This is a genomic window from Lactobacillus sp. UMNPBX4, assembly GCF_002554115.1.
GTDB lineage: Bacteria > Bacillota > Bacilli > Lactobacillales > Lactobacillaceae > Lactobacillus > Lactobacillus gallinarum.
In genome coordinates, this window is record NZ_PCZF01000032.1 from 1 (window position 1) to 21,153 (window position 21,153).

Here is a 21,153-nt window from a genome sequence, read left to right on the forward strand (position 1 = left end):
TCGCATCTATCAAACAGCCTAAACAAAAGTGTTCAAGTTATTATTGCAATTTACGGTTGATAAAAATGGTGATGCTATTGTAGAAAATCCTAAAAATGTTGGTACATACTATGCTAAATTAACAGATTCAGCTGCTAAAAAGTTGAGAAAAGATAATCCTACTTTATCCAAAGATCCAGGAATTGTTGGTACTTATACAATTGCTCAGGGTAAAGCAAGCGCTGAATTAAGAGGCTATGATTCAAAAGCAGCGGATGCTGGATTTAATGCAGTGGCTAAAAGGTATGAAGATTTAGGATATGTGGTAGAAACCACAAAGACTGGATAATGATAAGCCAGTTCAACCTGAAACTGTTGAAACAAACGATAATTCCTTGCCTCAATCAGGAGAAGAATCACTTTCATGGCTAGGCATACTTTTATCAAATCTAGGCTTAGGCAGCATGTTTATTAAGCGAAAAAAGAAATAGCTATACTCATCAATGATTACTAAGTGTAAAATAGTTTGCGGTAACGTTTAAATATAAATTAAAAGGAGTCAAATCCATTTTAGGACTTGACTCCAAAACAAAAAGATCAGTAGTCTGATGTTAAGCAAAAAAACACATTAGAAGCTAGTCTTTTATGGAGTCTATTATAACTGATATCGTGAAAATTATTAAGTCCGAAAATAATGTTATTGCTCGTGAAAAGGAATTAATGTGCTACTTCTTTGATTTGATTAGAGAATTAATGAAATTAGCACTAGAAGAAGTTGATGCCGGCTTAGTTGAAAAAACTAAAAATTGGGGAAGAACTGGCTTTTGGAAGGCACATGGCATTAAATATTTGAATGTCATGGGCTGGATGCAAGGCGCTGGTGATGGTACTTTCTACGGCCCTTATACTGAAAATGGTCAGCCGGTATTAGTGATTGCTGAAGGAGCAGGCCTTTGGACTAACTGTGTTGCTTGGAAGAATCCACAACTTGCACAGCAATATAAGCATAAGAATTTTAACGATTTGTATTATCAAGGTGATGAATAGGTAATTGTTTGTTGGAGCATTCCAGAGAGGGATGCTTTTATTTTTCAGTAATCGTAATTACAGTAATTATGATTACTGTAATTTAAATTACTGAAAGATGATGATAAGTGGAGAAAAACGCTAAAAATGTAGTGTTAAAATTATAGAGTATAGAAAAAGTTAATATGAATCCATTAACTTACAATTTAGAAATTAAAAGGAAAGTAAACAACAATGCAAGCAAGTATATTTAATGCAACAGAACGATTTTTTGCCCCAGTTCAAATGATTTTGAAAATCCCAGTATATCAACGTAATTATGATTGGAATAAAAATAATGTAAAAAGGTTATTAGATGATTTATATACTGTAATTAAAACTAAAAAGCAGCATTTTTTAGGCGCGGTAGTTTACCTTGAATCAACTAATAGTGATATAGGACTACCAGAATATTTAATTATTGATGGTCAACAAAGGTTAACCACGATTACATTATTACTACAGGCTTTAAAAGATGTTACCGTTGATGGTGATGCCTTCACTACTGGAACTATTGAAATGTTTTTAACAAATTCTCAGTCTCCCTCTCAAGAATATAAAATCAAGTTAAAGCCTATTAAATCAGATAATATTCAATACACAGCTTTGTTGAATCATGATAATGATAAATTAGATGAAAATAGTCATATTGTTGAAAACTATAAATTAGCAAAGCAAACCTTTGATAATTGGCTCAAGCAGGGAATTACAAGTAGAGAAATTTTACAAGCTATTCGACAACTCCAAGTAGTAGGAATCAGTCTTAAAGAAGGTGAGGATGATCCTCAAATTATTTTTGAAAGTATCAATTCGACTGGCGTTGCTTTAACTAATTCAGATTTAATTCGTAATTTCTTGTTAATGAGTGATCATGATCAAGAAAGATTATTTGAAGATTACTGGTTACCTATTGAAAATAAATTAAGAAGAGATAATAGCAATCATGCTATGGATGCGTTCTTTAGACAATTTATTATTATGAAGAAAAATTCAGTGGTCGCTGAACGTAAAGTTTACCAAACTTTTGTTGATACATTTAAAAATGAAAATCTAAGTCATGAACAAGCACTTAAGGAAATAAAAGATTATGCAGAATTATATGCTTCTTTTATGTATCCGGCAGAATCTAGTTATAACGATGATATTAAAACAGATTTAGCTAGTTTAAATAGAATAAATCAAAGCACATCTTATCCATTCTTTCTCCATGTTTTCCATGACTATGAAAATAATGAAATTGATGAAGAAACTTTAACTAAAGTGATTCATTTGATTACAATTTATCTTATAAGAAGGACAATTTGTGATGTGCCTTCTAATTCTTTATTAGGATTTTTTGCTAGTTATTATGCTAGAACATTTAAATTAGCTAAAAATAAGAAAAAATATTATGAAGCCATCAATAAGTATTTATTTGTTCAACAAAATCAAAATGAAGTACCAGATGATAATCAACTCAAAAATGCATTAATTCACTCAAAGCTTTATTTGAATAAAGGACTTTGTGACTTAATAATGCTTGATATTGAGAATGGAAATTCAAAGGAAAAGTTAAATTCAGAAGATTTAACTATTGAACATATCATGCCACAGACAATGAGTAAATCGTGGCGTAAGAATATTTCTGATGAAGAACATGATGAATTTGTTCATACATTAGGGAACTTATCTATAACTGGATATAATTCTGAAATGTCTAATAAGAGTTTTGCTGAAAAGAAACATATTTTAGAAGAAAATTCTAAAGCAATAATTCTTAATAAGGATGTAGTAGATAAAAATGAATGGACAATCGCAGATATTAAGGCTAGAGCAGAAAGGTTGGCAGATATACTACTGAATCGTTATGAATTGAATCCTATTGAAGATTCAAGAATTGAGTTTGAAGCTGTAGATAAAATTGGATTAGACAATTTAGATGCGACTACAGGAAGGAAATTGGTTTCATTTACTCTTGAAGGATCGAAGTATCCTGTTAAGTACTTTAAAGACGTTCCTCTTCAAGTCATTCAAATTTTAGACCAAGATAATCCTGATTTGTTGAAAAGCCTAGTTGGATTAACTTGGAAAGGAACATTAAACAATGCTAATCAAAATAATAGCTTCATAATTTGTCAAGAGAAAGATATTGATGACAAATTAAAGTGGAGTTACTCCAAAGTTAGAGATGATATCTATGTAATGACTGGTGGAAGTGCTCATCGTAATATGCATGTGCTTAAGCAAATAATTGAAGCATATAAGATACCAAAAGATGAATTTTATCTTTCTGTTAAAGTGAAAGAAAATTAAATGAAATTACCAATCACAATAACTCAAATTGCTCATCAACCTAAAATATTGCCTTTAAATAGGATTGTTAAGGGCAATGATTTTACGATTAAGCAATTGAACCCAAATACTGTCATCTCAAAGGAAGATGAAAATATAAAACCGACTGAGGTAGGAACCATAGTGGATTATCTTTCTCGCTATGTGTTGCTTGCTGATGAACACGCCTTTGACGTTGCGAATGCTAAAGCCAAACAAGATTTGATTCATGGAATTATTCCGGTTAAAGAATATAAGAAGCTTTTAGATCAAGAAGAAAGATTAAGATATTTAGTTAAAGATCTGTCAGATGTTGATTCATTATCAGATGAAGCTATTTACTTGGCAACAGACATCTGTGCGTGGGAAGATGCATTTCGCAGTGGTCGCTATGTTAAACCCAAAGCACATCCTGATAAGTTAACAATTGAACACATTAAAATGATGATTCAACGTGTTGAGGAATTTTTCGAAGAATTTGGTTGGCCAACTAGGGATGCATTTTTTGCTAAGGCTGAAAATGGTTTTGTCTCTGGAGATGGTGACTATCTTTTAAAACAGACATTATTGGATTTAAAGGTTTCAGTGAAAACTACTATGCAAATTTCATGGGTTCGCCAGTTGCTTTTGTATTATACGTTAGGATTTTATAATCATTTTAATAATGAAAATATTGAACGATTAATGATTTTCAACGCAAGAACAAATACCGTGTTTTTTATTGATATTGCTAATATTGATCAGTCCGTCTTTGAATTTGTTTACGATGCAGCTGAAAAACAAAGTAAGATTAATGAAAGAGAATTACGAAAGTATATAAATTAAATGCACTTGACTAAAGTGCATTTTTATTTTTCGAATATTAGTTCTTTTATTATTTGGCTTGACAAGTTAAAATAATATTAATTAATATTTTCGTTGCTCTAACAACGAAAATTAGAAGGACTGAAAAACTTATATGTCAGATAATAATATAAAAGCTAAAAGTCAACTTGAACAGGCTTTATATAGTGCCGCAGGCGATTTACGTTCTAAAATGGATGCTAATGAATATAAGAACTATTTATTGGGAATAATTTTTTATAAGTATCTTTCTGATAAGATGCTATATTATGTGGGACAACTTATTGGTGATCCGAATGCAGATTTAAAAGCTAATCAAAAATTATATGAAGAAAACGCCGAAGATGAAGAACTTTTAAAGGAATTAAAAAGAACTTTTTCGTATACAATTTCTCCTAGACACACATTTACGTATTTATTAAATGAAATTAATGGAGAAGCTAGAACTCAAAAAGGTGAACTTAAAACATTTCAAATTTCTGATTTGGCGGAAGCTTTTAATGACATTGAAAGTATAAGTGAAAATTTTGCAGGATTGTTTGAAGATGTTGATTTATATTCCAAGGCATTAGGTGATAATGCCCAGCAACAAGCAGATACTATTGCTAACGTCATTAAAGCAATAGGTGATTTAGAGATTGTTAAAACTAAGGGTGATACTTTAGGTGATGCCTATGAATTTTTAATCGGCAAATTTGCCGAAAGTTCAGGAAAAAAAGCAGGTGAATTTTATACACCTCAAAAAGTATCAGAGTTGTTAACTAAATTAACTTTAGTTGGAGGCAAATACCCAGATGGTTTAACAGTATATGACCCAGCAATGGGATCAGGGTCTTTGCTTTTAAATTTTGGAAAATACATTGAAAAATTTGGCGGAAAAGCAGATCAGATAATTTACTTTGGACAAGAAATTAATTTCTCAACACATAGATTGGCTAAAATGAATATGATTCTTCATGGTGTTGATTTTGGTAATCAGCATCTTCGCAGAGGTAATACACTTAGTGCTGATTGGCCACCTGTTGCTAAAACTATGTTTGATGCTGTAGTAATGAACCCGCCATATTCTTTAAAGTGGCCAGCTGATAAAGGCTTTTTACAAGATCCTCGGTTTAGCCCATATGGTGTACTACCTCCCAAATCAAAAGCTGATTACGCATTTCTATTGCATGGTTTTTATCATTTAAAGAATACAGGTACTATGGCTATTGTTTTACCTCATGGTGTTCTATTCCGAGGAGCAGCAGAAGGTAAGATTCGTAAGAAGCTCCTTGAAAATGGTTCAATTGATGCGGTAATTGGATTACCATCTAACTTGTTCTACAGTACTAGTATTCCAACTGTTATTGTGGTGTTGAAGAAGGATAAAACTGATAGAAGTGTAATGTTTATTGACGCTTCTAAAGGATTTGAAAAGAAAAAGAACCAAAATGAGTTAAGAGAAAAAGATATTCAAAAGATTCTTGATACTTATGAGAAGCGTGAAGATGTTGAACGTTATGCTCATTTAGCTAAGTTTGATGAAATTGAAGAAAACGATTTTAATCTTAACATCCCAAGGTATGTGGATACTTTCGTTCCCGAGCCTCCGGTAGACCTGAAGAAAGTAGCTGCTGACCTGCATGAAACAAATGTTGAGATTGAGAAAAATCAACGAGAATTGGTCGGCATGTTAAAGGAATTAACTTCAGATGATTCTGATATTATGGATGGCCTGGATGCCATTATAAAGGAACTGGAGGGCGAGCTTCATGAATAGAAGAGAGGTGAAAAGTGCTCCAGTATTGCGCTTTAAAGGATTCACTAACGATTGGGAGCAACAATCGTTAAAAAAAATATTTACTACTATTACCGATTATGTAGCAAACGGCAGTTTTGCTAGTTTACGACATAATGTTAAAACATATAAAAACCCTAATTATGCTTATCTTATAAGATTAATGGATGCTTCAAATAATTGGAACGGCCCTTGGTTATTTACGGATAAAAAAGGATATGATTTTTTGAGTAAGAGTTCTCTTAAACCCAAAGATATTTTACTATCCAATGTTGGAGCTGGGGTTGGTAAAACTTTTCAAGTGCCTAAATTGGATAAGCCTATGACACTTGCACCTAATGCTGTTTTATTAAGATCTAATAAATTAAATAACCAATTTTGCTTTTATTTATTAAAGTATCCACAAAATAAAAATAAGGTATTAAGTTTGGTTGGTGTAAGTGCGCAACCCAAACTTAATAAAACTGATTTCGGAAGATTGATTTTTAATATTCCTAGTGATCGAAGTGAGCAAGATAAAATTAGTAAAATTCTTTCAAAACTAGATAAAATTGTAAATCTTCAGCAACGAAAATTGAAATTATTAAAAGTTATGAAAAAAGCACTATCTCAATATATGTTTTGTCAAGAGACAGAATTCGTTCCTATTTTAAGATTCAATTCGTTTTCTGATAAATGGAAATATGAACGTCTTAAGAAGCTTATAGTTAAAGAAATTAAAGGTAAAGCTAAAGCTGATATGAAGGGAACAAAATCTACTTATATCGACACTGCATTATTAAATGGTGGCTCCATAACAAAAGTTGATTCGCCTACTGATACATTTCACAATGATATTATTATTCTTTGGGATGGCTCACAGGCTGGAAAAATTTATCATGGGTTTACTGGTGCATTAGGATCAACTTTGAAAAGCTATAAACCAAAGTATTCAGGAGGATTTTTATATCAATATTTAAAAAGTAAAGAGCCCATAATTTTTTTACGGTATAGAACTCCCAATATTCCTCATGTAATAAAGGATTTTACTGAGATTTTTAAAATAAACGTTCCAAGTGTTAAAGAACAAGAAAAAATTTCAAAAACATTGAATTATTTGGATCAAAGAATTTTAGTTGAAACTAAAAAAATAGGCTCGATTAAAAAAATAAAAAAATTTTTACTCCAAAACATGTTCATCTAACGAAAAAAGGCATCAAACGATGCCTTTTTTCTATAGCTGTGATAAATGATGCAGTATTTTATCGTTATCTTTGTTTTCAAGCTCACGAATAATATGAATATAAGTCTCTTGTGTCGTTGTGGTATTATTATGACCTAAACGTTTAGCTACACTAGCCACTGATACTCCTTCATATAATAAAAGTGAAGCATGAGTATGTCTAAGACCATGAATAGAAATAATTGGAATATCTAGTTCCTTACAATACGATTCTAATTTTTGATTCAAAGTAGAATTATAAACTCGTTGATTTTTACCAAAGAAAATAGGTTGATCAGATTCCTTTTGTTGAATCATAGACTGAAATTGTTGCATTAATTGCCAGTCAACCATTACTGTTCTATTAGATGATTCATTCTTTGTAGGCTGAAAATATCCAACTTTTTCTTTGTAATTCCACGATTTATTGATAATAATACTCTGTTTTTCAAAGTCGAAATCTTCAGGGGTAAGTGCTAATGCCTCTGCAAATCTCAATCCTGTCTTAGCAATTAGGAAGAAGAACCAATCCCAGTTTAATTCTGCTTTTAAATCTAAAGATCTTAATAAAGTTTGAAGTTCATAGAGATTTAAAAACTTTATTTTCTTTGAACTAGGTTCACATCCTTTAATAATTGCTCTTCTTGTGGGATCAGTTTTTAAGAGGCCGTCATCTACTGCATCGAATAAACTTGCTTTAAGATGATGGTGGAAATCTAGAGTCGTATTTTTTTCATGATCTTTTGCATATAAATTTAGAATTCGTTGATAACTCTGTCGAGTTAATTCATTCATATGTAAATTAGGTGCTAATTCTTGCAACTTACGCTGAACTAAATAGTATTTATTAAGCGTAACAGGACGAACAGCATTATCTTTATATAGATGAATCCAATCTAGATAATATTTATAAAACAACTTGGTACTATATTTTCGTGACATATAAAAACCTCCTTAAACTTTAGTCACTCTGACATTGTTTAAGGAGGTTTTATTATTATGCAAGATTAAATGAACATATTCTGGAGAAGAAATTGTTTGAATTGTTTCATATACTGAATTCTTTTTTTATTAATACGTAGGTAATTTAAATAGTTAGAGTAAAACTGTCCTATTTTTTGTTGCTCATTATTGTCAGGTATAAATATAGCTATGTTTTCTAAATCTTTTAAGTTAAGTTTATTTCTGCTACTTCCAACAGTATATTTTGAATAATTAATCTGCTTTAATGCTAAAGCTAGAAATAATGGGCTTACATCTTTATTTACTTTTAAAACATGTGCATGATTATTAACCCAAATTTGACCTTTGACAAAATAAATAGGGTATTCTGTTAAACTGTTAGCTCCATCTTCGGCTATAAGTATAAATTCTCCTTTATGAGTAAATCCGCTGATATAGTCTTGAATTCCATTAGCTCCATAATATGGAGTATCGCCAAATAATCTGTCTTCTTTTTTAACCGGTTTTCTATTTTTATCTAAAATAGTTACTAAATCAGATAATTTGGTTTGCTGCCACTTTGCTTTTTTTAAAAAAAGTCGCCTAATTATTTCGTGATAAGTAAATTGAAAACTTTCTAATTTTCGTTGCTGAAGGGTTATACGATTATCTATTAATTTGAGAAGATGAACAATAGCTTTTTGTTCAACGTTATCAGGCAATCCAATATTAGTTTTTTTAACAATAGAACTATTTAAATTAACCTGACTACCTGGTTGACCAAATTTTTGCCATTCATGTTTGTAGAAAGCTAACCAGTAAAATCCAAAATCTATATTAAACTTTGGATTTTCAAATATGAGAAAGCCGTCATGAACACCAGTTTTAACATAATTAATAACTGGATAACCCACAGATGCAGCTATGCTCAATAATAAATGCGGTGTTGAAATTACTCTTGTTTTTGCTTGTCCCAGTATAGATATGTGTTGAGACAAGTGCTGTATTCGTCCATGTTGAGCAGTCACATCAGAAATGCGTAACCATCCAATATTTGAATTACTATTAAACCACTTGGGATCACTAATAGGTCTGGGAGATGCTCCTCGAATTATTTCAGATATATCTCCTAACTTACGCTGCTCCCAAACGAAAAACGTAAATAAAAGTAATGCAATTCCAAATTTAAATGAGATAATTTAATTATAAGCAATATTAAAAATAAGGAGTATCAAATTCGTGGAACAAGAGAATGTACTCGAACAAAATTTAATTGACCAACTTACTCATGGAGAGTCACAATGGACTCTTCGTGATGATATTAAAAATGAAGATGATCTTTGGAATAACTTCTTTAAGATTTTATCTCGCTCAAACAAAGATGTTTTAAAGGATGTTCCATTAACTGATAATGAAAAGGCAATTATTAAATCTAAGATAATTCATCCAACTTTCTATAAATCTGCAGAATGGCTTGCAGGAGTTAATGGGGAAGTCAGATTACAAATTCAAAGAGATAATACTAAATTAGGTACTGCTGACTTTGTAGTGATTAACAATAATAATATTGCTGGTGGTAATTCAGTCTATGAAGTAGTGCATCAAATTCAATTTCATAAACGCAGAGAAGTAGATCGTAATCGTCGTGGGGATGTAACTCTTTTAATCAATGGTTTACCGATGATTCATATTGAATTGAAGAATAGAGCACATTCACCTAAAGAAGCTTTCAATCAGATTCAAAAGTATATTGATGAGCAGATGTTTAATGGAATATTCTCAACTCTTCAATTCTTTGTCGTAACTAACGGAAGTTATACCCAATACATTGCTGCTGGACAACAATTAAAAGAGAAGTTTTTAACTACTTGGGTAGATAAAGAAAATAAGCCTGTGCAAAATTATCTTGAATTTGCTAAAGACGTACTGTCTATTCCTGCAGCTCATAATATGGTGGCTAACTATATTGCTTTAGATAGCACACAACACAGTATTATTGTGTTACGTCCATATCAAATTCATGCAATTCAAGCCATTTTTGATGCGTCATACGGAAAAGATAATAAAGATCAACCATATTCTGGTTTTGTTTGGCATACAACAGGTTCCGGTAAGACTTTAACTTCTTATAAGGTTGCACATAATTTACTTAAAATTCCATCAATTCAAAAGACGATATTTCTAATTGATCGTAATGATTTAGATACTCAAACTACTCAAGCATTTGAAACCTATGCTCAGAATGACTCAATTGACGTTGAAGGTACTGAAAATAGTTATTCTCTTGCCCGTAAGTTAGTAAGTTCAGATAAAAGGGTTATCGTTACTACTAGACAAAAAATGCAGGCTTTATTCAAGCGAATCGCTCAAGATCAAGAACAAAAACGTCTATACCGTAAGTTAAAAGATATAAAATTAGCCTTTATCGTTGATGAATGTCACCGTGCAGTCTCTCCCGATCAAAAGAATGAAATAGATGCATTTTTTACTAAAAATCCACCTTTATGGTATGGCTTCACTGGTACTCCTATTTTTGCAGAAAATGCTCGTGAGGCTAAGGGAAAGAATGCTCGAACTACTGAACAACAATATGGAAAATGCTTGCATAAATATACCATTAAGGATGCTATCAGAGATAAAGCTGTACTTGGTTTTCAAGTAGAGGAGGAAAGTAATGTGTCAGAGGATGCTGATGAATCAGATACTGATGCTAGAAATAAAGAATATGCATCCCTCTCGCACATGAAGGCAGTAGTAAAAAGAATTCTAAATAATTCATATCGCAAATTAGGTATTTATAACAAAGATAATCGTGGCTACACCTACGATGCCATTTTTACTACTAGCTCTATTAAGCAAGCTCAAAAATATTATCGAATCTTTAGGGATGTAATTAATGATAAAGATCCAGATATTAAAATTCCTAATCGAATTAAGAAAGTATTGCCAGATTTTCCTAAAATAGCAATTACATACTCGATTGGCGAAAATGGTGATGGCGATGAGGCTAACCAAAATGAGATGAAGCAATCTTTAGAAGATTACAATAAGATGTTTAATACTCATTATTCTATGGCTGAGTTAGGCGCATATAACACAAACGTGAATGATCGTTTAGCTCGTAAAAAAGATGAGTTTAAACCACGTTCTCAACAATTAGATATTGTCATAGTAGTTGATCGTCTGTTAACCGGCTTTGACGCACCATGTTTATCAACTTTATTCTTGGATCGTGCACCAATGCCGTATAAGGATTTAATCCAAGCATTTTCGAGAACTAACCGTATCTTCGATAGAGATAAAAGATATGGACAGATAGTTACTTATCAATATCCTAAGAAATATAAAGAAAGTATCAATGGTGCCTTAATGCTTTATACCGAAGGTAGCGAAAAGCAAGCTCTTGCTCCGACTTGGGATGAATCAATTCTACAGTTCAATAATGCTGAAAAGAAGATCATTAAGTATCAGGGAGATCAAGGTATTCCAATTACTGAAGCTCCGCTTGATGATCAAAAACGATTTCTAAAAGAATATCAGGATTTTGATAAAAGCTTAGGTGCTATCAAAACTTACAATGAATTCAATAATATTGATCTTGAAAAAGATTATGGCTTAGATCCAATGTTCATTGAGGATACCCGGGCGACATATGAAGTTGTTAAAGAAAAGGTTAGAGAAGCTACAGGTAAGGATAAGCCAGCAACAGAAGATGATGATCAGTTCGATCCAGATTATGAGCTTGAAAATACTGGTAGACAAGAGATTAATTATGCTTATATTGTTCAATTGATTCAGGCTTATATTCCATCAGATGATAAAGAAAACAGTAAGCGAACTAAGGCTGAAGTAAAAGAAATCGATGACTATATCGAAAATCTAGGTAAGAACAATAAGTCATTGGCTGATATTGTAAATAATTTATGGTTTCAAATTAAATTTGATCCTGAAAAGTTTAGAAATAAGCAAGTTAACGAACTCTTACAAAATATGATCGATGATGCTAGAGAAGATCTAATTAAAAAGTTCGCTGATGAAAATGGACTTAATATTGATGATCTCAAATTTGTTATTCGTCATTATGACCCAAACGAAGTTGATCACCAACAAACGGGAATTAATGCTTTACTATCATTTAAAGTGTTTAGTGAATTTCGTAAAACTCATCCTGATATGAACATGTTGCAATGGAAGAAAAAGGTTCGCTTAGGGCTAAATAAGTTCTACCAGGATCAGATTTCACCGTTGGAGAATAAAGATTAATAGATGTAGGGAAGTACGTACAATGAATAAAAGAAATTTTTTAAAGATCATTAGCATAATTGTAATAGCTATAGGGATAGGTAGTATTACTTTTAGTAAATCAAATCATAATGTTAATGCGGCAAGCTGGGGAGCTAAGTCTCTGTTTACAACACCTAAGGCAACAAGAGGTACTTGGTATTATAAAGAAGATGGAAGAATTAAACATTGTAAGATAACAGCACATACAGTAGATGGAAGAAAGCTTTATAAAATTTTACCTGAAAAAGAATATGCAAAGTGGGAAAATAGAGTAGAACATCAAAATATAAAAGAGCACCGTAAGCTTATTTCAAAGATAAATACTATTCAATTTCAAGCCTATAAACTTAAATGGCATGGTATTACTTCATTTAATACCAATGACTGGGTAACGGGAGCTGGAAATGGTATCTATTATGTGCCTGTTACTAAAACTAGACATGGTAAAAAGGTAAAAGCTATAAGATTTGGCAGTGGTGCTGGAAATTACTTTGATCGTTATGGATACAAAACTAAAAAGCTAGCTATATAGCCTTGTTTATAAGAAAACATATCACTTAGTTGTGAGAATTATTGTAAGAAATAAAGATAATCGATTATATTAAAAACTAAAAAATGATATCAATGCAACATGCAAAGATATCATTTTTCTTTTATCTCAAATTCTTTAATTTGAAAAATAAGTATCCAAAATTCTACTTCAATCCAGCAATTCTGACTACATCGCGCTCAATCATTAATTCTTCATTGGTTGGAATTACCATCCCAATAATCTTAGAATCCTTCTTAGTGATGAACGTATCATTATTCTTATTAGCGGCAAGATCAGGCTTTAAGCCTAAGAGCTTCAATGAATCCATAACACCTTCACGAACGCCGTAATCGTGTTCACCAACGCCAGCCGTGAAAATGATGCCATCAAGTCCGCCCATTTCAAGAATATAGCCACCGACATAGCGAACGATTCGATTGATAAAAATATTACGAGCTAGGTCAGCACGAACCTTCTTCTCACCAGATAGAGGAGTCACATCACTACGTAAATCACGCATATCAGGTGATATTCCTGAAATACCAAGTAAGCCTGATTTATGATTCAGAATTTTCATCATTTGATCAATGCTTAAGTTTTCCTTTTTCATAATAAAGGGCAGTAGGGAGGGATCGACATCACCTGAACGAGAGCTCATTGTAATTCCCGCTACTGGAGTGAAGCCCATTGATGTATCGTAGGATTTACCGTTTTTAACAGCAGTGATTGAAGCACCGGATCCCAAGTGACAAACTATTAATCTTAAATCTTTAAGGTCACGGTTTAAGATTTTGGCGGCTTCTTGACTAATATATCTAAGGGAGATGCCGTGAGCACCATACTTTCTTGCACCGTATTTTTTATAATACTTGTAAGGAAGAGAATATAAATAGTGAACTTTATCTAAACTCTGGTGGAATGAAGTATCAAAGACAGCAACTTCAGCCGCATCTGGCAAGAACTTCATAAAGGCCTTAATTACGTCAGCTTCTACGGCATTGTGTAAAGGAGCGTATTGCTTCAAATCATAAATTTTCTTGAGCGTCTCCTGATCAACTAGCGCTGAATCCTTAAATTCTTCACCACCAGCAACAATCCGGTGTCCGATTCCAATAATTTCTTTAGGATCATTGATTAAGTTATATTTCTTGAGCTTTTTAAGTAAAATTGTGACCGCAGTTTCAGAGTCTGGAATTGCGATTTCTTCTTTATGTTTTTCACCATTAACTTTAATGGCAAAGGTTGAACCCTCTAGTCCGACTCGATCGGCCAGGCCTTCACTAATTACTTTTTCATCGGGAAAAGTAAAAAGCTTAAACTTAAAAGAAGAGCTACCTGAATTAATTGCTAAAATTTTCTTCATAAGAATTATTCCTCTATTCCTTTTTTGGCTAGGTAAAAAATCTCTAGTTGCATTAGCGAATACTTTTATATATATACGTTGTTATGCTAATGTAACCCCTTACATTCATTTCCATACTAACTAAAAAATAAATAAAAATCAAGCAAACTGTATGTACCTAAGAAATAGCGATGCTTAATGAAGCAAAAAATCCTATTAAATCCAGGCTTATTAACACCAAGATTTAATAGGATTTGAGTTTTATTATTTAAAATAAGATTTTTACCAAATGACTACGCGTTTAGCAGGATCAAGCCACATACCATCGTCTTCTTGGACATTGAAGGCCTTATAGAATTCTGGTTGGCATTGTACTTGAACGTTAACTCTTTCAGGACCTGGAGCGTGAACATCGAAGGCGGCAATTGTCTTAATGATTTCAGGAGATTCTTTGCTTGCCCAAATGCGAGCATAGTTTTCGAATAGTTCTTTCATGTCGCCATGTTCATTCTTATTAGCTTCAATACCAGCAGTTAAACCACCTTGATCGGCAATATTTTCACTAACAATTTGCTTACCGTTAAGAGTTACAGGCCCATACTTGATACCATTGAACAAATCGATTTCAGCTTGAGTACGCTTTTCAAATTCCGCAAAATCTTCCTTAGTCCACCAATTCTTCATGTTGCCGAACTCATCGTACTTAGCACCATTGTTGTCGAATGCGTGGGAGATTTCATGCGCGATTACCACGCCAATACCGCCGTAGTTAGTGGCACGAGAAGCATGGATATCGTAGAAAGGTGCTTCCAAAATAGCAGCAGGGAAGGTAATATCATTTCTTTGTGGATCATAGCAAGCATTGATCAAGTTGCCTGGCATGTACCATTCGCTGCGATCAACTGGCTTGTACAGTTTCTCGAAATTATGCTTCAAACCGACTTCACGAATATCTGCTTGATTACTGTAAAGACTGCCGCCTTCACCTGCCGGGGTAATCTGGAACAAATCGTAAACATGGTCGATTTTATCAGGATAGCCAATCTTTAAAACCAAGGCGCGCAACTTGGTAATTGCCTTTTCCTTAGTAGTAGGTGAGAGCCAGTCATTATTGCTGATACGCTGCTCGTAGACATCAATCATGCGGTGAATCATATCTTCTACGTCAGCCTTGGCATCTTCACCAAAGTAAGTGCGACCATAATACACGCCGATTACATCGTCAAATAAATCATTTGCTTTATAGTAAGCTTCCTTTTCTTGACTAGGTAGTTCCTTTTGTCCATAGGTAGCTTGCTTGAATGGGAAGACAGCTTGACGGAAATCTTCTGATAAAAATGCTGCAGCTTTGTTAATGAAAGTAGAGATTAACCAGCCTTTAAGTTCATCGAAGCTTTCTTGATCAAATAATTCGTTGAAGTGGTCTAAGAATTTTGGTTCACGTACAACAACGTAATCTGGCTTCTTTTCAAAAAGCTGATCAAGTAATTGACCTAAGTTTAAAGAACTGGTCTTTTCTTCAAATTCGTTAGTCTTGATTGGGTTATAAAGAGCTACATCATCGGCACGTTCTTCGGCTGACTTGGCTACTTTAACGATTTTAGCATCGAGTGCAATCGCATCAGTAGCGTATTTCTTAGCAGCAGCTTCTTCAACACCAGCCATCTTTAATAAGTTTTCAGTTTGCTTTTGCCAAACATCGAGTAGTTGCTTAGCAGAAGGAGATTGATAACTAGTAGTGTCAGGCAAGATCAATGAGTTGCGATCGAAGGAGAGGGAATTGATCTTAGTATTCTTACGATCAGGTTCAACTTCGAATAAAAATGGAAAGCTAAAGCGCAAGAATAATTTTGCTAGATTTTGCTTGACGTCATCGACATCTTTTAGGTTGGTTAAAGTTTCAAGATCAGCTTGAGCAGGTTGAAAGCCATCGGTGTCTCTTTTCGCGAAATCCTTAGCCAATTTATAAACTTCGATTGCCTTGTCAAAGTTAGGAATATCAGGCAAAGCTTTTTTACCAGAAGCAAAATCAGCTAAGTCGTTCATCAATTCTTTTTCGATTTTTAAATCAATTTCACTGAAACTACTGATTAATGGACGATCGGTAGGGATCTTGGCTTTAGAAATCCAGTCAGAGTTAACGGCTAAGTATAAGTTATCTTGAATGCGGGCATTAAGATCGGGCTTGGTGATATCACCAGCACCGCCGCGGATTTTTGCTAAATTCATATGTTTCTCCTTTGTTTTTTAGTTGGTTAAATCATAGCATTTTTTAAAATAAAATGAAAATTTAATTTTGCTTATTTATAGTAATAAAAGCATTTTGTTAAATAAAAATCAGGATGTAAGCAAATCCCTAACACCTGCTATTAAATCGATGTATACTTATAGTGTATTGATAAAACAGAAAGGATATATTGTCTATGAAGAAATTAAATACTAACAAACTTACTGAAGAACAAGCAAACCTTTTTAAGAATAACTTAGTTTACTTATCAACTGTTGATGCTGATGGTAACCCACAAGTTGGTCCTAAGGGCTCAATGACTGTCTTAGACCCAAGCCACTTACAATACCTTGAAAAGACCAAGGGTGAAGCTTACGAAAACATTAAGCGCGGTTCAAAGGTTGCTCTTGTTGCAGCTGATGTTCCATCACACACTGCAGTTAGGGTACTTGCTACTGCAGAAGTTCACGAAGATGATGACTATGCAAAGAAAGTTTTAGCTAAGACTGAATTTCCAAATGCATTCGTAGTTAACTTAAACATCGAAGAAGTATTTGCATAAAACTTAATTTATATGAAATTGAGTCAGGGAAACCTGGCTCTTTTTTAATCAACTAAGTGTAAAATAGTTTGCGGTGACGCTTAGTTACAAATTAAAAAGGAGCCAAATCCAATTTAGGACTTGACTCCAAAACAAAAAGACCAGTAGTCTGATGTTAAGCAAAAAAACATATTAGAAACTGGTCTTTTATGAATTTAATTGTAACTGAAATCGTAGGTATTTTAAAGTCTGAAACTTACTCCTTACACAAACTATTTTACGGTCTCATCAAATTGATGTATACTTAGTATATCGATAAATTGAAAGGATGTATTGTCTATGAAAAAATTAAACACTAACAAACTTACTGAAGAACAAGCAAACCTTTTCAAGAATAACTTAGTTTACTTATCAACTGTTGATGCTGATGGTAACCCACAAGTTGGTCCTAAGGGCTCAATGACTGTCTTAGACCCAAGCCACTTACAATACCTTGAAAAGACCAAGGGTGAAGCTTACGAAAACATTAAGCGCGGTTCAAAGGTTGCTCTTGTTGCAGCTGATGTTCCATCACACACTGCAGTTAGGGTACTTGCTACTGCAGAAGTTCACGAAGATGATGACTATGCAAAGAAAGTTTTAGCTAAGACTGAATTTCCAAATGCATTCGTAGTTAACTTAAACATCGAAGAAGTATTTGCATAAAACTTAATTTATATGAAATTGAGTCAGGGAAATCTGTTAAAGAATCATGCCTTATCTCAAGCCATTTCTGATGCTGGTTGGCGTAGTTTCCTGAACATGCTGGCTTATAAGGCAGATCTATATGGCAAAGAATTTCTAACAATTGATCCTAAATATACTACTCAACGCTGTCATGCTTGTGGCAGTATTATGGGACAAAATAGCTATAAGAAATTAACCCTTAAGGATCGGGAATGGACTTGTCCAATCTGTCGAACGCACCATATTCGTGATTGGAATGCGGCCGTGAACATCTTAGAAAAAGGATTAGGCAAGTGGCAGAATCCTAAAATAAAAGAGGCAGCCTAGAAAGGCTGCAGTCCGCTAGCAACTCACGGACTCAAAAGGCTTTGGTAATTAGACGACCTCTATCGGCAATAGTCAAAAGATTACTGCTGGTAAGTCAAGTCCGTATCTAAGCAAGTTGGTGTTCTGGTTGGCGCAAGCTAACGATCCACTAAGCCCTAGACTTCAGTCTAGGGTAGTTGACGTAACAAAGAGCAGGCATTCTATTAATGAGTGCCTGCTTTTGCTTGTTATAATTAAAAATATAAGTGAATTTTGATGAGGTAAAAAAATGAAATTAAAGCAAAAGATTGTATTAACTTCTGTAGCCACTTTACTAGCAGTTTCACCTACTGTCGGAATGATTCAACCGTCACAAACGGTTTTAGCAGCCACTAACAAACGGCAAATTAGTCAAAAAGATAAATTGAAGCTCAATCATAATGCCTATATTTATAATAAAAAAGGTAAGCATACTAAGAAGCTTTTGCGTAAAGGTACATTAGTTAAGTATCAAGGCAAGATTAGTCAAAATGATTTTGCGGATAACTTGTACTTTTATCAAAATTATTCAAATGCACACAGATATCAATTAACCATAACCAAGATTAAGGGTGCCGATTATTTTAAGATCGGTAAAAACCAATATATTAAAGCCGCAAATGTTGATGCTATCGATGGTAATAAGCTTTTATTTAATCAAACTACGGTAACAGTTAAAACGAAGGCGCCACAAATTTTTATGGCCAGCAAGAATAGAGCTTTGACTACCGGAAAATACTATAAAAAAGGTCAAAAGCTAGTTGTCGATCAATTAGGTGGCATGGACGTGTTAGCCAATAGTTTCCCTAATGCTTATCATATTAAAGGCACGGATTATTATATCTGGGCTAGAGATGTCACTGCCCGTCAAAACATGGACTCTATCAACTATGATGTTCGTAATACAACCGTTGTTGAGGTCAAAAGAGATAATAGTAAAGCACCATTATATGCATTTAACGGAGAAGTAATTACGCCTAAAGGTTTTGCTTGGACGAGTTTAGCACCAATAAAGGTTAATGGGGCCATCTATTTGTGGAACGAGCAGGAAAACAAAGCTGAGCTTTATTACCATTTAACCAATCATTATCAAAAAATGGCTAATTTGAAGACATCTCCTAGTTTCCCTGAGGTAGTTAAAATTAATACGGTAAAGATAGGGGATGCTTTTATTAAGGCTAGCGATGTAAAATATGTTGACGGTAAATTTTTAAAGCCGATTAATAGTGCTAGTCAGGCTGAAGATAATGCAAAAATTGCTATGTCTGAAAGCGAAGAATTAGATTTAAAGGATTTAATTAATAAGCAAATAGCAGTACAAGGTAGTATTAAGTACAAATTATCTAGTTTTTACAAACGGTATAACTATGATCAAGCGATTGATGATGCAAAATCTGTATTAAATAAGGATAGTGTGTCAGCTGCGCAAGCTCAATATTTGATTTGGAATATTAAGACAGCTAAAGATGAATTAGATGGTGCCAAAGTCAAAGTAGGAAATCTTAATAAATTGACGCAGAATGAAAGACTGGCTATTGAATTACTAGTTTCAAATGTTTACTCTAAGGAAACTGATACTGAATCACTTTATGGCCAGATGACTATGAGTGAAGCAGATGAATCCGTGTTTGAATTAAGCATTGAAAACGAAAGAGATCATAATAGGGTTATTTCTACGAAGATGATGAAGACTAGCGATTTTGCGGAAGAAAGATAATATCTGTTGACACAAAAATGGGGATGCATGATGCATTTCCATTTTTTATTTTGCTTTTGTTTCAGTAAAACACGAACGATTATTATATAAAATAATATCATTTTTAGCATTTTATCTATTTTTCAGGCGAAAACACTGTAATCTGTCAAAAATATATGCTAAAATCTGATCATTAGATGAACAAGAGGGGAAACATTTATAATGAACAACGATATTGAAAAAGTATTATTTACTCAGGAACAACTTAATAAACGGATGGATGAAATGGCTGAACGTTTAAATAAAAAATATGCTGGTCAAGAGCCAATTGTTATTCCTGTTTTAAATGGAGCAATGCTTTTTGCTAGTGATATGATCAAAAGATTAACATTCAAATTAACGGTTGATCCTATCAAGGCCTCAAGTTATGCGGGAACTTCTTCAACTGGTAATGTCAAAATTGTTCAAGATATTAAATCTGATGTTACTAATCATCCTGTGATTTTTATGGAAGATATTATTGATACTGGTCGCACTTTGAAGACACTTACTGAAGTAATGAGAAAGCGCGGCGCTAAGAGTGTAGAAGTGGTTTCAATGCTTGATAAGCCAGAGACACGTGTGGTAGATTTCAAAGCTGATGACTATGCCTTTAAAGCACCTAATGCATTTTTAGTAGGATATGGACTTGACTATAACGGTTGGTACCGTAATCTTCCTTATGTAGGGGTCTTAAAGCAAGCAGTTTATGCATAATTTTTAAAAAATTAACCTCTATTTTAAAAATAGTTGATTTTAACAGTACTTTATATTATAATAATTATTTTTACTTATGTGAAAATCAAGAAAGGACTATAATACATATTGTAAAGGTACGTTTTATCAACTAAAGAGGTTAGTAAAATGAATAAAGATATTCAAAAATTCAAAAAAGGAATCGAGTACCCAGAGCAGTAAAATGGTATTCCACAAGCTTTCTTCCATAATCCAAAATATAAAAAGCTGAGTACCGATGCTCGTTATTTATATATAATTTTTACACTGAAGATGACTCAGTCACAAATAATGGCTGGGTAGATTCCGACGGAAACATGTATATTATTTATCCTGATCAAGATCTGATGGATGAAATGAATTGTAATTCTTTTACAGTAAATCGATTGAAAAATGAATTGATCAAGCATAATTTACTGTTAGAGGAAAATATGCCTTCTGGACATAGTGATCGACTATATCCGCTTAGAGTAAGCGAAATTTATAAATAAAAAATTAAGCACATTATTACCATCAATGTCATTAAGTTAAGACATTGACAAATTGATAGTTTAAGCTTTTAGATCATT

General features: G+C 33.2%; 16 protein-coding genes and 2 pseudogenes. 14 read left to right on the top strand and 4 right to left on the bottom strand.

Translation table 11 applies throughout. The features are described from left to right. Positions 1 to 28: 28 nt before the first annotated feature. The 6 genes and pseudogenes from CP355_RS06940 to CP355_RS06965 all read left to right on the top strand — a co-directional run bounded on the left by CP355_RS06940 (position 29) and on the right by CP355_RS06965 (position 7,157). Entirely contained in the window at positions 29 to 328 is a 300-nt protein-coding gene (locus CP355_RS06940; RefSeq protein ID WP_098044206.1) for an MBG domain-containing protein, read from the top strand. Positions 329 to 624: 296 nt separating this feature from the next. Continuing rightward, positions 625 to 792: pseudogene (locus CP355_RS10380) on the top strand (ISLre2 family transposase); the annotation flags it as partial. A gap of 447 nt (positions 793 to 1,239) precedes the next feature. After that, positions 1,240 to 3,336 (top strand): DUF262 domain-containing protein, encoded by a 2,097-nt coding sequence (locus CP355_RS06950; protein WP_098044208.1) that lies wholly within the window; start codon positions 1,240 to 1,242, stop codon positions 3,334 to 3,336. Beyond that, complete coding sequence (locus CP355_RS06955; protein ID WP_098044209.1) at positions 3,337 to 4,179, top strand: hypothetical protein; 843 nt, start codon at positions 3,337 to 3,339, stop codon at positions 4,177 to 4,179. 133 nt (positions 4,180 to 4,312) lie between these two features. Then, positions 4,313 to 5,956, top strand: coding sequence for a type I restriction-modification system subunit M (locus tag CP355_RS06960; protein WP_098037078.1), 1,644 nt, complete (start codon positions 4,313 to 4,315; stop codon positions 5,954 to 5,956). Then, entirely contained in the window at positions 5,949 to 7,157 is a 1,209-nt protein-coding gene (locus CP355_RS06965; RefSeq protein ID WP_098044210.1) for a restriction endonuclease subunit S, read from the top strand. Before CP355_RS06960 ends, CP355_RS06965 begins: the two co-directional genes overlap by 8 nt. Positions 7,158 to 7,187: 30 nt before the next feature. Here CP355_RS06965 and CP355_RS06970 read toward each other — a convergent pair whose 3' ends face one another. Then, entirely contained in the window at positions 7,188 to 8,117 is a 930-nt protein-coding gene (locus tag CP355_RS06970; protein ID WP_098044211.1) for a site-specific integrase, read from the bottom strand. 65 nt (positions 8,118 to 8,182) lie between these two features. Next, the gene (locus tag CP355_RS06975; protein ID WP_199161217.1) at positions 8,183 to 9,316 is read right to left on the bottom strand and encodes a restriction endonuclease subunit S; all 1,134 of its coding nucleotides are present in this window, start codon (positions 9,314 to 9,316) and stop codon (positions 8,183 to 8,185) included. Positions 9,317 to 9,356: 40 nt separating this feature from the next. On the opposite strand from CP355_RS06975, the gene CP355_RS06980 reads away from it, so the two are divergent. Further along, on the top strand, positions 9,357 to 12,380 hold the full coding sequence (locus tag CP355_RS06980; protein WP_098044213.1) for an HsdR family type I site-specific deoxyribonuclease: 3,024 nt from the start codon (positions 9,357 to 9,359) through the stop codon (positions 12,378 to 12,380). A gap of 22 nt (positions 12,381 to 12,402) precedes the next feature. Then, a complete protein-coding gene (locus CP355_RS06985) occupies positions 12,403 to 12,933 on the top strand; it encodes a hypothetical protein (RefSeq protein WP_098044214.1) in 531 nt (176 codons plus the stop codon). Positions 12,934 to 13,096: 163 nt separating this feature from the next. Here CP355_RS06985 and CP355_RS06990 read toward each other — a convergent pair whose 3' ends face one another. Both CP355_RS06990 and CP355_RS06995 read right to left on the bottom strand, forming a co-directional pair. Continuing rightward, positions 13,097 to 14,296: an acetate/propionate family kinase gene (locus tag CP355_RS06990; protein WP_098044215.1), complete on the bottom strand. Its 1,200-nt coding sequence runs from the start codon at positions 14,294 to 14,296 to the stop codon at positions 13,097 to 13,099. A gap of 261 nt (positions 14,297 to 14,557) precedes the next feature. Further along, complete coding sequence (locus tag CP355_RS06995) at positions 14,558 to 16,504, bottom strand: M13 family metallopeptidase (protein WP_098044216.1); 1,947 nt, start codon at positions 16,502 to 16,504, stop codon at positions 14,558 to 14,560. A 194-nt stretch (positions 16,505 to 16,698) separates the two neighbouring features. On the opposite strand from CP355_RS06995, the gene CP355_RS07000 reads away from it, so the two are divergent. The 6 genes and pseudogenes from CP355_RS07000 (at position 16,699) to CP355_RS10390 (ending at position 21,075) form a co-directional block, all read left to right on the top strand. Continuing rightward, positions 16,699 to 17,064 carry a pyridoxamine 5'-phosphate oxidase family protein gene (locus CP355_RS07000; RefSeq protein WP_025006431.1) on the top strand — a complete coding sequence of 122 codons (366 nt, stop codon included), beginning with the start codon at positions 16,699 to 16,701 and terminating at the stop codon, positions 17,062 to 17,064. A 318-nt stretch (positions 17,065 to 17,382) separates the two neighbouring features. Beyond that, complete coding sequence (locus CP355_RS07005; protein ID WP_025006431.1) at positions 17,383 to 17,748, top strand: pyridoxamine 5'-phosphate oxidase family protein; 366 nt, start codon at positions 17,383 to 17,385, stop codon at positions 17,746 to 17,748. 15 nt (positions 17,749 to 17,763) lie between these two features. Then, a pseudogene (locus CP355_RS07010) lies at positions 17,764 to 18,096 on the top strand (RNA-guided endonuclease InsQ/TnpB family protein); the annotation flags it as partial. A 268-nt stretch (positions 18,097 to 18,364) separates the two neighbouring features. Continuing rightward, complete coding sequence (locus tag CP355_RS07015) at positions 18,365 to 19,831, top strand: SLAP domain-containing protein (protein ID WP_098044217.1); 1,467 nt, start codon at positions 18,365 to 18,367, stop codon at positions 19,829 to 19,831. A gap of 201 nt (positions 19,832 to 20,032) precedes the next feature. Further along, positions 20,033 to 20,566, top strand: a complete 534-nt coding sequence (gene hpt / locus CP355_RS07020) for a hypoxanthine phosphoribosyltransferase (RefSeq protein WP_087176391.1) — start codon at positions 20,033 to 20,035, stop codon at positions 20,564 to 20,566. 335 nt (positions 20,567 to 20,901) lie between these two features. Beyond that, a complete protein-coding gene (locus CP355_RS10390; protein ID WP_233187000.1) occupies positions 20,902 to 21,075 on the top strand; it encodes a hypothetical protein in 174 nt (57 codons plus the stop codon). Positions 21,076 to 21,153 lie beyond the last annotated feature (78 nt).